Source organism: Vibrio aquaticus, assembly GCF_003970385.1.
GTDB classification, from domain to species: Bacteria; Pseudomonadota; Gammaproteobacteria; order Enterobacterales; family Vibrionaceae; genus Vibrio; species Vibrio aquaticus.
On record NZ_RXZH01000005.1, the window covers coordinates 213,727 to 228,296 of the forward strand.

The 14,570-nt window shown below is 45.5% G+C and carries 15 protein-coding genes; 9 read left to right on the forward strand and 6 right to left on the reverse strand.

The features are described 5' to 3' along the window. Positions 1-24 precede the first annotated feature (24 nt). From odhB to sucD, 3 genes are all read left to right on the forward strand, one after another. The gene (odhB, locus tag EJ063_RS13060; RefSeq protein WP_126574719.1) at positions 25-1,230 is read left to right on the forward strand and encodes a 2-oxoglutarate dehydrogenase complex dihydrolipoyllysine-residue succinyltransferase; all 1,206 of its coding nucleotides are present in this window, start codon (positions 25-27) and stop codon (positions 1,228-1,230) included. Positions 1,231-1,436: 206 nt separating this feature from the next. Then, positions 1,437-2,603, forward strand: a complete 1,167-nt coding sequence (gene sucC / locus EJ063_RS13065; protein ID WP_032551865.1) for an ADP-forming succinate--CoA ligase subunit beta — start codon at positions 1,437-1,439, stop codon at positions 2,601-2,603. Next, positions 2,603-3,475, forward strand: a complete 873-nt coding sequence (gene sucD / locus EJ063_RS13070) for a succinate--CoA ligase subunit alpha (protein WP_126574720.1) — start codon at positions 2,603-2,605, stop codon at positions 3,473-3,475. Before sucC ends, sucD begins: the two co-directional genes overlap by 1 nt. Positions 3,476-3,530: 55 nt before the next feature. On the opposite strand, the gene EJ063_RS13075 is transcribed toward sucD, so the two are convergent. Then, positions 3,531-3,818 carry a hypothetical protein gene (locus EJ063_RS13075; RefSeq protein ID WP_126574721.1) on the reverse strand — a complete coding sequence of 96 codons (288 nt, stop codon included), beginning with the start codon at positions 3,816-3,818 and terminating at the stop codon, positions 3,531-3,533. A 787-nt stretch (positions 3,819-4,605) separates the two neighbouring features. Here EJ063_RS13075 and EJ063_RS13085 point away from each other — a divergent pair. Beyond that, the gene (locus EJ063_RS13085) at positions 4,606-5,127 is read left to right on the forward strand and encodes a GNAT family N-acetyltransferase (RefSeq protein WP_126574722.1); all 522 of its coding nucleotides are present in this window, start codon (positions 4,606-4,608) and stop codon (positions 5,125-5,127) included. Here the strand turns inward: EJ063_RS13085 and EJ063_RS13090 are convergent. Further along, positions 5,075-5,374 (reverse strand): DUF3301 domain-containing protein, encoded by a 300-nt coding sequence (locus tag EJ063_RS13090; RefSeq protein ID WP_126574723.1) that lies wholly within the window; start codon positions 5,372-5,374, stop codon positions 5,075-5,077. The genes EJ063_RS13085 and EJ063_RS13090 overlap by 53 nt on opposite strands. 15 nt (positions 5,375-5,389) lie before the next feature. After that, positions 5,390-6,427: a DUF3549 family protein gene (locus tag EJ063_RS13095; protein ID WP_126574724.1), complete on the reverse strand. Its 1,038-nt coding sequence runs from the start codon at positions 6,425-6,427 to the stop codon at positions 5,390-5,392. 75 nt (positions 6,428-6,502) lie between these two features. Here EJ063_RS13095 and EJ063_RS13100 point away from each other — a divergent pair, with 75 nt between their 5' ends. Next, positions 6,503-6,823: a YqcC family protein gene (locus EJ063_RS13100; protein ID WP_126574725.1), complete on the forward strand. Its 321-nt coding sequence runs from the start codon at positions 6,503-6,505 to the stop codon at positions 6,821-6,823. Continuing rightward, on the forward strand, positions 6,816-7,538 hold the full coding sequence (gene truC, locus EJ063_RS13105; protein ID WP_126574726.1) for a tRNA pseudouridine(65) synthase TruC: 723 nt from the start codon (positions 6,816-6,818) through the stop codon (positions 7,536-7,538). The genes EJ063_RS13100 and truC overlap by 8 nt, the downstream gene beginning before the upstream one ends. Before the next feature lie 61 nt (positions 7,539-7,599). On the opposite strand, the gene dxs is transcribed toward truC, so the two are convergent. From dxs to xseB, 3 genes are read right to left on the reverse strand one after another with little or no spacing between them, the layout of a single operon-like run. Next, entirely contained in the window at positions 7,600-9,465 is a 1,866-nt protein-coding gene (gene dxs / locus EJ063_RS13110; protein WP_126574727.1) for a 1-deoxy-D-xylulose-5-phosphate synthase, read from the reverse strand. Between the two features lie 20 nt (positions 9,466-9,485). Continuing rightward, on the reverse strand, positions 9,486-10,370 hold the full coding sequence (gene ispA, locus EJ063_RS13115) for a (2E,6E)-farnesyl diphosphate synthase (protein WP_126574806.1): 885 nt from the start codon (positions 10,368-10,370) through the stop codon (positions 9,486-9,488). Positions 10,371-10,391: 21 nt separating this feature from the next. Continuing rightward, positions 10,392-10,634, reverse strand: coding sequence for an exodeoxyribonuclease VII small subunit (gene xseB, locus EJ063_RS13120; RefSeq protein WP_126574728.1), 243 nt, complete (start codon positions 10,632-10,634; stop codon positions 10,392-10,394). Positions 10,635-10,893: 259 nt separating this feature from the next. On the opposite strand from xseB, the gene pomA reads away from it, so the two are divergent. From pomA to thiI, 3 genes are all read left to right on the forward strand, one after another. Then, positions 10,894-11,658 carry a flagellar motor protein PomA gene (pomA, locus tag EJ063_RS13125; RefSeq protein ID WP_126574729.1) on the forward strand — a complete coding sequence of 255 codons (765 nt, stop codon included), beginning with the start codon at positions 10,894-10,896 and terminating at the stop codon, positions 11,656-11,658. 10 nt (positions 11,659-11,668) lie between these two features. Continuing rightward, complete coding sequence (locus EJ063_RS13130; protein WP_126574730.1) at positions 11,669-12,610, forward strand: flagellar motor protein MotB; 942 nt, start codon at positions 11,669-11,671, stop codon at positions 12,608-12,610. Positions 12,611-12,768: 158 nt separating this feature from the next. Next, positions 12,769-14,217 (forward strand): tRNA uracil 4-sulfurtransferase ThiI, encoded by a 1,449-nt coding sequence (gene thiI / locus EJ063_RS13135; RefSeq protein ID WP_126574731.1) that lies wholly within the window; start codon positions 12,769-12,771, stop codon positions 14,215-14,217. Positions 14,218-14,570 lie beyond the last annotated feature (353 nt).

Below are 14,570 nucleotides of genomic sequence, written 5' to 3' on the forward strand. Positions count from 1 at the left end.
TAGAAGTTAAAGGAAGAAACAGATATGACAATTGAAATTCTGGTTCCAGATTTACCTGAATCTGTTGCAGACGCTACAGTGGCGACTTGGCACAAACAACCTGGTGACGCAGTAGAGCGTGACGAAGTTCTGGTTGATATTGAAACGGATAAAGTGGTTCTTGAAGTACCAGCGCCAGAGGCGGGTGTTCTTGAAGCAATCATTGAAGTAGAAGGTGCCACAGTACTTTCTAAGCAGCTAATCGCTAAGCTAAAGCCTGGTGCGGTAGCGGGTGAACCAACTACGGACACGACTGAGTCTACAGAAGCTTCTCCAGATAAACGTCACAAAGCAGCGCTGACTGAAGAAAGCAATGATGCGCTAAGCCCAGCGGTTCGTCGTCTACTAGCTGAGCATGGTCTAGAAGCATCACAAGTGAAAGGGACGGGTGTTGGCGGTCGTATCACTCGTGAAGATATTGATGCGCACATCGCAAACGCGAAAGCAGCACCTAAAGCGGAAGCACCAGCGGCAGAAGCGCCTGCAGCTGCTCGTAGCCAGAAGCGCGTTCCAATGACGCGTCTGCGTAAGACAGTAGCAAACCGTCTTCTAGAAGCGAAGAACAGCACGGCAATGCTGACAACGTTCAACGAAGTGAACATGAAACCTATCATGGACCTTCGCAAGCAGTACAAAGACCAGTTCGAAGAGCGTCACGGTATTCGTTTAGGCTTTATGTCTTTCTATGTGAAAGCAGTAACAGAAGCACTAAAACGATACCCTGAAGTGAACGCGTCTATCGACGGTGATGATATTGTTTACCACAACTACTTCGACATCAGCATGGCGGTATCTACGCCACGTGGTCTAGTGACACCTGTTCTTAAAGACTGTGACACGCTAGGTTTTGCTGATGTAGAGAAGGGCATCAAAGAGCTAGCAATCAAAGGTCGTGACGGCAAGCTAACCGTTGATGAACTCATCGGTGGTAACTTCACTATCACTAACGGTGGTGTGTTTGGCTCTCTAATGTCTACACCTATCATCAACCCACCCCAGTCAGCAATTCTTGGTATGCACAAGATTCAAGAGCGCCCAATGGCGGTGGACGGTAAGGTTGAAATCCTGCCGATGATGTACCTAGCACTGTCTTACGATCACCGTCTAATCGATGGCCGTGAGTCTGTGGGCTTCCTAGTAACCATTAAAGAATTACTAGAAGATCCTGCACGTCTGTTATTAGACGTTTAATATCGCTAAAACGTCTAGTTACTCAGCGTAGCTAGACGTTCGATAGTTTCAAAGGTTAGATTAGCTCAACTGTCTGGCCTTCATTTGAATCACTTGGTATCGATAAATATTGAGTGATTGATTTGAGAAGACCCTACAGACGACCGCACTATAGCGGCGTTATGGAAATAATAATCCCTTAAAGGGAAAATAAACGGAATATCAAAATGAATTTGCATGAATACCAAGCCAAACAGCTGTTTGCAGAATTCGGTTTGCCTGTACCAGAAGGTTTCGCATGTGATACAGCTCAGGAAGCTTTCGAAGCTGCGGGTCGTATCTCAACAGAGAAGAAAGTTGTTAAGTGTCAGGTACACGCTGGTGGCCGTGGTAAAGCGGGCGGCGTTGAGCTGCACGATACTAAAGAAGGCGTTAAAGAGTTTGCTCAAAAGTGGCTAGGTAAAAACCTAGTGACTTACCAAACAGATGCAAATGGTCAGCCAGTAACTAAAATCCTAGTTGAAGAAGCATCTAACATTGCTAACGAGCTTTACCTAGGCGCAGTTGTAGACCGTGCAACTCGTAAAATTGTATTCATGGCGTCTACTGAAGGCGGTGTGGACATTGAGAAAATCGCTGAAGAAACACCTGAGTTGATTCACCAATCTGCGATTGATCCTCTAGTAGGCCCTCAAGCTTACCAAGGTCGCGAACTTGCGTTCAAACTTGGCCTAGTTGGCGATCAAATCAAACAATTCGTTAAGATCTTCATGGGTCTTGGCCAAATGTTCTCTCAGTACGACCTAGCTCTACTAGAGATCAACCCACTTGTTATTACTGGCGAAGGCAACCTTCTTTGTCTAGACGGCAAGATCAACATCGACTCAAACGCGATGTACCGTCAGCCTAAACTACGTGAAATGCACGATCCATCTCAAGAAGATGAGCGCGAAGCACACGCAGCACAGTGGGAACTAAACTACGTAGCACTAGACGGTAACGTTGGCTGTATGGTTAACGGCGCAGGTCTAGCAATGGGTACGATGGATATCGTTAACCTACACGGCGGCAAGCCAGCAAACTTCCTTGATGTAGGCGGCGGCGCGACAAAAGAGCGTGTAGCTGAAGCATTCAAGATCATCCTTTCTGATGACAATGTTAGCGCAGTACTAGTAAACATCTTCGGTGGTATCGTTCGTTGTGACATGATCGCTGAAGGTATTATCGGTGCGGTTAAAGAAGTAGGCGTAACAGTACCAGTTGTTGTTCGTCTAGAAGGTACAAACGCAGACCTAGGTCGCGAAGTACTTGCGAATTCTGATGTTGATATCATTGCAGCTGAATCTCTAACAGATGCTGCTCAGAAAGTTGTTGCTGCTGCGGAGGCTAAATAATGTCTGTATTAATTAACAAAGACACTAAAGTAATCTGTCAGGGTTTCACTGGCGGTCAAGGTACGTTCCACTCTGAGCAAGCTATCGCTTACGGTACGCAAATGGTTGGTGGTGTATCTCCGGGTAAAGGTGGTCAAACTCACCTTGGTCTTCCTGTATTCAACACAGTACGCGAAGCAGTAGAAGCAACTGGCGCAACAGCAACAGTTATCTACGTACCAGCACCTTTCTGTAAAGATGCAATCTTAGAAGCGATTGATGCGGGCATTGAGCTTATCGTAACAATCACTGAAGGCATCCCGACCATCGATATGATCGATGTGAAAGTGAAGCTAGAAGAAACTGGCGTTCGTATGATTGGCCCTAACTGTCCGGGTCTTATCACTCCAGATGAGTGTAAGATTGGTATCATGCCTGGTCATATCCACAAGAAAGGTAAAGTGGGCATCGTATCACGCTCAGGTACACTAACTTACGAAGCAGTTAAGCAGACGACAGACGAAGGTTTCGGTCAGTCTACTTGTGTTGGTATCGGTGGTGACCCAATCCCAGGTTCAAACTTCATTGATATCCTAAAACTGTTCCAAGAAGATCCAGAGACAGAAGCAATCGTAATGATTGGTGAAATCGGTGGTACGGCGGAAGAAGAAGCGGCAGCGTTCATCAAAGAAAACGTCACTAAGCCGGTTGTTTCTTACATTGCAGGTGTGACGGCTCCTCCGGGTAAACGTATGGGTCACGCTGGTGCAATCATCTCTGGTGGTAAAGGCACAGCGGAAGACAAGTTTGCAGCTCTAGAAGCAGCAGGCGTTAAGACGGTTAAGTCTCTTGCAGACATCGGTAAAGGTCTACGTGAGATCACTGGTTGGTAATCTAACCGGACTTCAATAAAAGAAAGGCTTGGCATTGTGCCAAGCCTTTTTGTTTTTAGCTCGATAACTTTTCTTCTAAAGCAGCTAACCGCATAGTTAGCTCAGTAACCTGCTTTTCCAATTGTTCGATTCGGTCTGCATCAGCGACTTCTTTCTTTACCGCTACTTCTACCTTAGGAACTCGGTTTGAGCTCTTCCAGCTTTTTATAGTCGTAATCAACGCAGGCATCGGGACTGATGTTGATAGCCTTGCTTTGACTAATGCGACTGTGGGTTCTTTTCCTTCTGCATGAAGCTGTTCAAGGACACTTTTTAGCTCTTGGCTAACATCTTGAGTAAGCATAAAACCTCCATTGTGCTTTATCTCTCATCATACTGAGCGGCGACTTATTTAGCGAATGGAAAATTGAGAAACAGCACGTGAGAGATCTCTCACACATAATGTGCGAGAAATAGGGTTTTATGTTGGGGTGAAAGGGTGGGTTTGTTTGTAAGTTTATGAAAATATTAAACTATATGGTTTTCTGCTCATAATTTATGCCTGAAAGGCGTTTGAATGGTGATTGTCTAAAATCGAAAAGCAGGTAAATTAGAACTTGTCGGAAGGATACTGACACGGAACAGGAAAGACCAAGGATTGGGCATCTTCAGGAAGAAGGTTGGTTGACTAGGATAGTTAATCAAGCACGGAGCGAAAGGACATTGTAAGGATACAGCCACTGACAGGATATCAGTGACATGGACGACAATGGACACCTCTAGGAAGAGGCACGGACAGTATCAGGAAGATACCAAGGACACCACTTACGGATAGAGTGATGTGCGCTAACGAGGAAGAGTTAGCTATCAGGATGATGAGGACACCGCTAGGACGGCGAAAGTAGGAATAGGCTGAAGGAATCAGTCACTATTACGGAAGATGCATGGAGCACTTTTGTAGCCGGATTGCTGCGAGTAAGACTTATAGCCCCGATACTAACGTGTCGGGGTTTTTCTTAGATCTCACCCCAATTAATAATTCTAATAACAGTGCACTAAAAACAACCTAGATCAATAAAGGTTGCTATCAGTTGGTATAAATTTTCGGCTTTGTTTTCTAAAACAATTATTGCTGTCTACAAGGATGTGTCATGACTATTGTGACCCGCCGAGCGTTATTAGTACCTTATAACGACTCCCTACAATCAGAGTTTTTAATGCTCAACTGTTGTGCGACTAATCGTGCAGAAATGAATGGCCCTCATACAGTATCGTCAGCAAAACGTCTGTTTAATCAAGTAATGAACGATGAGAACGTGCATGCGATGGCTGTGCTTGATAGTTTGTCACGTGACTATATTGGGCATGTGTTTATTTCAGGTTTAAACAGTGATGAACCTGAATTAGGGTTTCTTTTCGATAAGAAGCATTGGGGTAAAGGCTTTGCAAGCGAGGTGCTTCAGTCTTTCTTTCCTAAAGCGATATACAACCTAGGTTTAAGTAAAGTTGTCGCTACCGCTAATGTCGGTCATATGGCATCAATACGTATACTGAGCAAACTAGGCTTCGTACTCAACACCCAAAAAGAAGATATGTTTGGCCCTTATGGCGAATACGTTTTTACATCCGATGTGGCGGTAGAGCCACCTTTGCTAGTTGGAAACCTTGCATAATGATGTCCCCTTGGTAGCAATCATCACCAAGGGAGGAAAATTCGAATTGATAGATAGAATGAAAACGCCAGACACCGTCTGGCGTTTTTAGTTTGTGTGTTTTTAAAGCGACGCTGATTAACTGTAGATCCAGCTCTTTGCATTTTCTGGCTGCAATGGACTTAGCCAGTTCGGCTTGTCGGCGCTGCTGCCAAAATATCAAACAGACAATGGCTAGGGCCAAAATAGCAAAGAGATCATGAATCATAGGGCGTCCTTTAAATTAAGCTTTGGTTGCTTGCTGTAAGCGAACCAGTGCCTGAGCTAGCTCTTCCGATGGGCTAGAGTGAAGTAGAGGCAACAGAACCATACGCAGCTCTGGCAACATGACTAAGTCTGCGAACAGTTGGTTAAATAGGTTCTGGTTTCCAGTTTGTGCTAAGCGAAGCAGGAACTGCTCTGCAATGGTAGCATCGCTCAACCAATGCCAGCTTCTGCCGGCAATGCCAATCAGTACTTCTTGGTGGCTCAAACGAGGGCTGGCAAGAATCGCGTTCACAATTGGTGTCGCGACGTCTTTAGGCGCACCAGAGAGAGCACGAGTCAACGCTGAAAGAAAAAACAAATCCGGTTCAGAACTGTCAATTTGTTGAGTCGCAAGGTCAGCTAAAGCCTTTGCCAACTTATCTGAAAGATCACTGTGTTCCAGTGCGCCAAGTAGGGCATATAACGGCTCATTCGGGAGGTGCTTTAGCGCTTTACGAAGGTTAACGCCGTTTTGCTCTTGGCCTAAGCGAGCACAAATATCCGTCACACCTTGTAAACCAACCGCTTGCCATTTATCCCACTCTAAGCCACCAGAAAAATAGTGCTGTGCATGCTCGTAGTATTGACTGCATGGCAGATCTAATGAAGCGCGAATTTGGCTATGGAACACGGCCATTTTGTCTTCTGCCGGCTTGAAAGTGTATGGGTTATTCGACAACTTTTCTTGCTGCTCTTCAGTCATGTTTTGGCTGATGTGGGTCCCCATCGCTTCAATGACATACTTAAGAAAGTTACCAATGTCTGACTGTTTCAATAAACCACGTTCATCCAACTCAAATTTGAGGAACCAGATCCATGGCTGCTGTTCTTTGTTCCAGTATGCGATAGCAATATGCGCTTTTCTTTGCATTGGGTATGGGTAAGGCAATTGGCCTTTCTCTGCATCTGCAAATGTTTTTGCATCGATCGTTTTGATTCGACGTCCAAGATCAAATACTTGGTATTGGCAGTCACTGTTATTGAGCAGTTCGGTAAGGGTATGAATGGTTTCCATTGGAGAATTGTCCTAACTTTCTTTCCTCTATAAATGGTACTCTTAGGGCAATTTTCAAGGTCCACATATAGATAAATGACGAAACAGAAACAATTAGTCGAACTGGTCGATGCTTTGGAGCAAGAAATGCGCTCTCATCACCTTTGGAAGAGTACTCAACCAAGCGCTGAAGCCCTGAGTAGCACCCAGCCATTTGCGATTGATACGCTTGAGCCTCAGGAATGGCTGCAATGGGTATTTATTGCCAAAGTACGTGTACTTATTGCCGCTAACCAAATGCTGCCTTCCGGTTTCGCGATAGCGCCGTATTTTGAAGAGTGCTGGAAAGAGAGAGCGGAGTACGTATCTTTGATTAAGTTCGTTCAACAAATTGATAAGGTGTGCAGCGATGCTTGAGATCATTTATCAGGATGAATACTTCGTCGCAGTCAATAAGCCTGCGGGTATGCTGGTCCATAGAAGCTGGCTTGATAAGCATGAAACACAATTTGTTATGCAGACTTTGCGTGATCAAATTGGTCAGCACGTGTTTCCGCTTCACCGCCTTGATCGCCCAACATCAGGGGTTCTGATTTTTGCCTTGTCTAGTGAAGTCGCTTCGCAAGTGATGCCGATGTTCGCTAATCACGAGATGGAGAAAACCTATCATGCGATTGTTCGTGGCTGGATTGAAGAGTCTGCCCGCCTCGATTATGCGTTAAAAGTGGAACTCGATAAGATTGCTGACAAACACGCAAGCCAAGAAAAGGAAGCGCAAGAAGCTATTACGGATTATTGGCCGCTAGCGAAAGTGGAAGTGCCCCATTCAACAGGTAAGTTTCCGACCACGCGTTACTGCTTGATGGAAATGAAACCATTAACAGGCCGTAAGCATCAGCTACGACGTCATATGGCTCACCTAAGGCATCCTATTGTCGGTGATACGACTCATGGCGATGGTAAGCATAATAAATTGTACAGAGAGGTCTACGACTCACACAGGCTGTTGCTGCATGCTTCACGTCTAGAGTTTATTCATCCTTTTACGAATGAGAGCTTAGTCATCAGTGCGGGTTTCGATGAAACTTGGCAAAAGCTCAGTGAAGAGTTTGGTTGGCAGCTTCCAGGTTAGCTTTGGACTTCAAAAACTAAAAAGCCCTCATTCGAGGGCTTTTATTAACTTAAATCAGAGATTATTTACTTAGGTAATCAAGGATCGATTGCTCAATTCCTTTACTATCTAAACCAAGTTCTTGGTGCAGTTCATCTTGTGTACCTTGGTGGATAAATTTATCCGGTAAGCCAAGGTTAAGCACTGGCTTGATAATCTTCTCTTTCATCATAAATTCGATCACACCGGCACCCGCGCCACCGGCAATCGCATTTTCTTCAAGCGTCACAATCACATCATGATCGGCGGCTAACTGTTTGATGAGTGCTTCATCGAGTGGTTTAACGAAGCGCATGTCCGCGACCGTTGCATTGAGCGATTCGGCTGCTTCTAATGCATTATCCAAGAAAGTACCAAAGCTGAGGATGGCGACTTTTTCACCTTGACGAACAAGGCGACCTTTACCGATCTCAAGGGCAGAAAATTCTTGCTCAATATCAACGCCCATCCCCGTTCCACGAGGGTAACGTACTGCTGACGGGCCTGTATGCTTGTGGCCGGTGTAGAGCATCTGACGGCATTCGTTTTCATCGCTTGGCGCCATAATCACCATATTCGGGATACAACGCATAAAGCTTAGATCGAATGCACCTTGGTGAGTCTGACCGTCAGCACCCACTAGACCAGCACGGTCGATGGCAAACATCACAGGCAAGTCCATGATGGCGATGTCGTGAATAAGTTGATCGTAACCACGCTGTAAGAACGTTGAGTAGATAGCCACGATTGGGTGATCACCCGCAATCGCCATACCTGTTGCTAACGTCACTGCGTGTTGCTCTGCGATCGCGACATCAAAGTATTGCTCTGGGAACTCTTTAGAGAAACGAACCATACCAGAGCCTTCGCGCATTGCTGGCGTGATTGCCATTAGCTTAGGATCTTGCGCAGCCATATCACATAAGAAGTCACCAAAGATCTTAGAGAAGCTTGGCTTGCCTCCACTGCTCTTTGGTAAAGAGTTGTGGCTAGGGTCAAACTTAGGTACACCGTGGTAACCAATTGGATCTTTCTCGGCAGGCTCGTAGCCTTTACCTTTCTTCGTCATGATGTGCAGGAACTGAGGACCTTTAAGCTCACGCATGTTCTTAAGGGTTTTCACCAGTTCATTCACATCATGGCCGTCAACTGGGCCAATGTAGTTAAAGCCAAGTTCTTCAAATAAGGTCCCAGGAACAACCATACCTTTTAGATGCTCTTCGGTGCGGCGAACCAACTCTTTGATAGGGGGAACGCCAGACAGAACCTTTTTGCCACCCTCACGGATCGAGGTGTAAAGGTTGCCAGAAAGCACTTGAGCAAGGTGGTTGTTTAGAGCGCCTACGTTTTCAGAAATCGACATCTCGTTGTCGTTTAGAATCACGAGCATGTCTGGATGCACGTCACCGGCATGGTTCATGGCTTCAAATGCCATACCTGCGGTAATCGCACCATCACCGATTACACTGACAACCTTACGGTTCTTACCTTCTTTGCCAGCGCTGATCGCCATACCTAGACCGGCACTGATCGATGTTGAAGAGTGACCAACAGATAGAGTGTCGTATTCACTCTCTTCACGCCAAGGGAAAGGGTGTAGCCCATCTTTTTGGCGGATTGTAGACAGTTTATCGCGGCGACCCGTTAGAATTTTATGAGGATAAGCCTGATGGCCAACATCCCACACTAACTGATCGAAAGGTGTGTTGTAGACATAGTGAAGGGCAACAGTCAGCTCTACGGTACCTAAGCCAGAGGCTAAGTGGCCACTCGACTGGCTCACAGAATTCAATAAGTAGGTACGCAATTCGTCACACAGGGTTGGTAGCACCTCTTTCGGTAGGCTACGAAGCTCATCTGGTGTGTCTGCGAGAGCGAGTGTTGGATATTTTGAAATATCAAGAGTCATATAAATGCGCGCTTATTGTGTTAGTTCTTGCGCTCGATGACATATCGGGCGAACTCTTCGAGTAACTCTGTATTGTATGGGATTGTTTCCAAAGCTTGAAGTGCTTCATTTAACAGAGTGTGAGCTTTGTTAATAGCTCCTTCCAATCCTAGCAAAGCTGGATAGGTACTTTTGTTTAATTCTTGGTCAGAGCCTTGAGGTTTTCCTAAAGTCTCTGTGTCACTAATAATATCTAAAATGTCGTCTTGTACCTGAAACGCTAGGCCAATTGCATCGGCGAATTTATCGAGCGAAGGTAGAACTTCAAGCCCTTTATCACCCGCAGCTAAAGCGCCAAGACGAATTGCAGATTTCATCAATGCACCGGTTTTGTTGCGGTGTATCTCTTCTAATTCTTGCAAAGAGACTGAACGGTTTTCTGCCGCAAGATCTAACGCTTGCCCCATACACATACCGTTAGCGCCAGACGCATCTGCTAACACTTTTATCATTTTGATACGGTTAGATTCGGCATTTGGATTGAGTGATCCATCGGCAAGAATCGAAAATGCGAGAGTTTGCAGAGCATCACCAGTTAGGATCGCCGTCGCTTCGTCAAATTTTATATGGCAGGTTGGTTGACCACGACGCAGCTCATCATCATCCATCGCGGGCAAGTCATCATGAATCAAAGAATAGGCGTGGATACACTCTACCGCAGAAGCGGGAGTATCAAGATCCTTGATATCACAACCGAGCATTTGGCCTGTAATGTAGACCAAAAATGGGCGAGCACGTTTACCACCCAGCAATAGACCGTAACGCATTGCTTCAATCAGTGGTTGGTTTTGATGCGGTAATGACTGCAGCCATTGGTTAAGCTGTTCATTGTTGCGGTGTTGGAATGAGGTTAATGCCTCTTGCATGACAGACATAGAATTCTTGTTTTACTCAGGCTGACCGTCAAAGTCGCTTAGCGGAGATTGATCATCGTTTTGTAGCAAAATGCTGACACGCTGCTCTGCGTCACTTAACTTAGTTTGACCGGCACGAGCAAGAGCGATACCACGTTCAAACTTTTTCAGTGCATCTTCTAATGCCAAATCACCATTTTCGAGGTTTTCTACGATAACATCGAGTTCATCAATGGTGGCCTCAAAGGTCATGTTTTCAGGTTTCTTGCTCGCCATAATCAGTCTGTATTGATAAAGATGCACGAAAGTTACCTTAGCCGATAATGATGGTCAAATTTAACCGAACAAATTTGTCAGAAAAATCGAGCTTAGCCGGTCAACTTAAGCGAAAGGTCTCGTTTTTACACACACAGACTCTGGTATGAAATCGTCCACACAACATTTCTGTGAATAGAGTACCAATAAAAAACTAAAGATCTGAACGTGTTGCCGATATACTTTGATAGAAGCTTAAAGATAGCATGAGGAGTGCTTTGTGGATTTAGCAACGCTGGTTGGACTGATAGGCGGCTTTGCTTTCGTTATCATGGCAATGATACTGGGCGGAAGCATTATGATGTTTATCGATGTTACATCGATTTTGATCGTAGTGGGTGGCTCTACCTTCGTCGTTTTAATGAAGTTTACCATGGGGCAGTTCTTTGGTGCGACTAAGATTGCCGGTAAGGCATTCATGTTTAAAGCCGATGAGCCCGAAGATCTGATCGCGAAAGTCGTAGAGATGGCAGATGCGGCTCGTAAAGGCGGCTTCCTTGCGCTTGAAGAGATGGAAATCACCAACAGTTTTATGCAGAAAGGCATTGACCTTCTGGTGGATGGCCACGACGCAGACGTTGTTCGAGCAGCGCTGCAAAAAGATATCGCATTAACGGATGAACGACACGATTTTGGTGCCAGTGTGTTTAGAGCCTTTGGTGATGTAGCCCCTGCGATGGGTATGATCGGAACGCTGGTTGGTCTGGTTGCCATGCTTTCGAACATGGATGACCCTAAAGCGATCGGTCCCGCGATGGCGGTTGCACTCTTAACAACACTCTATGGTGCGATCTTATCAAACATGGTGTTCTTCCCAATTGCAGACAAACTGTCACTGCGCCGTGAGCAAGAAAAACTCAATCGTCGTTTGGTGATGGATGGTGTACTTGCTATCCAAGACGGCCAAAACCCTCGCGTGATCGACAGTTACCTTAAGAATTACCTCAACGAAGGTAAACGTGCTCTTGATGTAGATAACGAGTAAGGTCAAAGGTATGGAAGAAGAACAACCCAAATGTCCACCACCTGGCCTTCCGCTTTGGATGGGGACGTTTGCCGACTTGATGTCGCTGCTGATGTGTTTCTTCGTACTTCTACTTTCCTTCTCAGAAATGGATGTACTGAAGTTTAAACAGATCGCCGGTTCAATGAAGTTTGCGTTTGGTGTTCAAAACCGATTGGAAGTGAAAGACATTCCAAAAGGGACCAGCATTATTGCTCAGGAATTTAGACCTGGGCGACCAGAGCCGACACCAATTGACGTTATCATGCAGCAAACCATCGATATCACTCAGCAAACCTTGGAGTTTCACGAAGGGGACTCTGACCGTGCTGGTGGTACACAGCGTGATGAAGGTAAGTTAACCGGTGGGCAATCGCCAGACACCTCAACGCAAAATAACCAGAACTCCGAGTCGGATAATGAGCAACAGCAGTCGGCAGAAATGTCGCAAGAGCTCGAAACCATCATGGAGAGCATCAAGAAAGCGTTAGAGCGTGAAATTGAGCAAGGTGCGATTGAAGTTGAAAACTTAGGTCAACAAATCGATATTCGTATCCGAGAGAAAGGAGCGTTCCCAGAAGGGTCGGCATTCCTACAACCGAAGTTCAGACCACTTGTGCGCCAAATCGCCGATTTGGTGAAAGATATTCCAGGTATTATTCGAGTGTCAGGTCATACGGATAACCAACGCATTGACTCGGAGCTCTATCGTTCTAATTGGGATCTGTCTGCACAACGCGCTGTCTCCGTTGCTCAAGAAATGGAGAAAGTACGAGGCTTTGACCATGCTCGCTTACGAGTCCGGGGCATGGCGGATACCGAACCACTAGGGCCAAATGACACCGAGGCGCAACGTTCTCGAAATCGCCGAGTAGAGATAAGCATCATGCAAGGTGAAGCGTTACTCAGCGATGAAGTGCCAGTGTTACCTTAAATAAGAAAAGACGAGCGAAAAGGCTCGTCTTTTTTATGGCCATTCATTCATGTATAATCTTGCGCCCTTAGAGACTAACTCTATATCTGGAGTGAGCGGTCGAGCTATTCTCACCGTACTTATTCTGCGAATTTATTAAACTTGTTGTGAAGTGAATTATGAAATTTATCGTCAAGCCCCATCCAGAAATTTTTGTAAAAAGTGAGTCGGTGCGTAAGCGCTTCACAAAGATTCTTGAATGTAACATTCGCAACATTATTAAGAGCCGTTCAGAATCTGTCGCGGTATTTAACCGTCGTGACCATATCGAAGTGACGTCTGAGTCGGATCAGTACCGTGAAGAAGTGATCGAGGTATTGACGCATACTCCAGGTATCCACCACGTACTTGAAGTACAGCAATCAGACTTCACTGACCTGCATAATATTTTTGAGCAGGTATTAGAGCTGAACCGTCCAAACCTAGAAGGTAAGACATTTGTTGTACGTGCTAAGCGCCGTGGCAAGCATGATTTTACTTCTATTGAACTTGAGCGTTACGTAGGTGGTGGTCTTAACCAAGCGATTGAAAGCGCAAGCGTTAAGCTAAAGAACCCTGACGTGACGGTAAAAGTGGAAGTCGCGAACGAGAAGCTAAACCAAGTTATCGCACGTTACAAAGGTCTTGGCGGTTTCCCACTTGGTACACAAGAAGACGTACTAAGCCTGATTTCTGGCGGTTTCGACTCTGGCGTATCAAGCTACCTACACATCAAACGTGGCTCTAAAGTACATTACTGTTTCTTTAACCTAGGTGGCCCAGCGCACGAAATCGGTGTTAAGCAGGTTTCTCACTACCTATGGAACAAATACGGTTCTTCGGCAAAAGTTCGCTTTATCTCGGTAGATTTCGAACCAGTGGTTGCAGAGATCCTAGAGAAAGTAGATGACGGTCAAATGGGCGTTATTCTGAAACGCATGTTTATGCGTGCCGCAGGCATGGTTGCTGAGAAATTCAAGATTGAAGCGCTGGTTACTGGTGAGGCACTAGGTCAAGTATCGAGTCAAACTCTAACTAACCTTCGCCATATCGATAACGTAACAGACACGCTGATTCTTCGTCCTCTGATCAACTGGGATAAAGAAGATATCATCAATCTAGCGCGTGATATCGGCACTGAAGACTTCGCGAAAACCATGCCTGAGTACTGTGGTGTGATTTCTAAGAAGCCAACAGTGAAAGCAGTTAAAGCGAAACTGGACACAGAAGAAGATAAGTTCAACTTCGAAATCCTAGAGCAAGTGGTTCGTGATGCGCGTGTTATGGACATCCGTGACATCGCGAAAGAAACCGAGCAGGCAGCGCCAGAAGTAGAGCAGGTTCAAGCTGTTGAAGAACATGCGATTGTTCTGGATATTCGTAGCCCGGAAGAAGAAGACGACAACCCATTAGAGATTGAAGGCGTAGAAGTAAAACACATTCCGTTCTTCAAGTTGGGTACACAGTTTGGTGATTTAGATCAGTCTAAGACTTACCTACTGTACTGTGACCGTGGTGTAATGAGCCGACTACAAGCTCTTTACCTACAAGAGCAAGGCTTCAGCAACGTTAAGGTTTACCGTCCATAACGTCTAGTTAGGCAAAGAATTTGAAAGCGCAAATCGTTGATTCGGTTTGCGCTTTTTTTGTTTTTGAGCGAGACAACAAATTTCAGACATAAAAAAACACCGCCATATAGGCGGTGCTAAAAAATTTGACAGACAGGTCAAAATAAATACAGGAAGTATATGTTTCGTTTCACCGAGAAACAAAACTGGTAGAAACCTACCGAACTCGAAATACGAGTTTGCAAACACAACATCGCAACAAGAAGCTAATTGATTCAAAAGGGAATCAAGCCGTTCAAGCTCCTTGCTGCGGGATGAAATATAGAATTTCTCTGGTCGTCAGGCAACGGACATTTTATAATGTTTCAGATAAA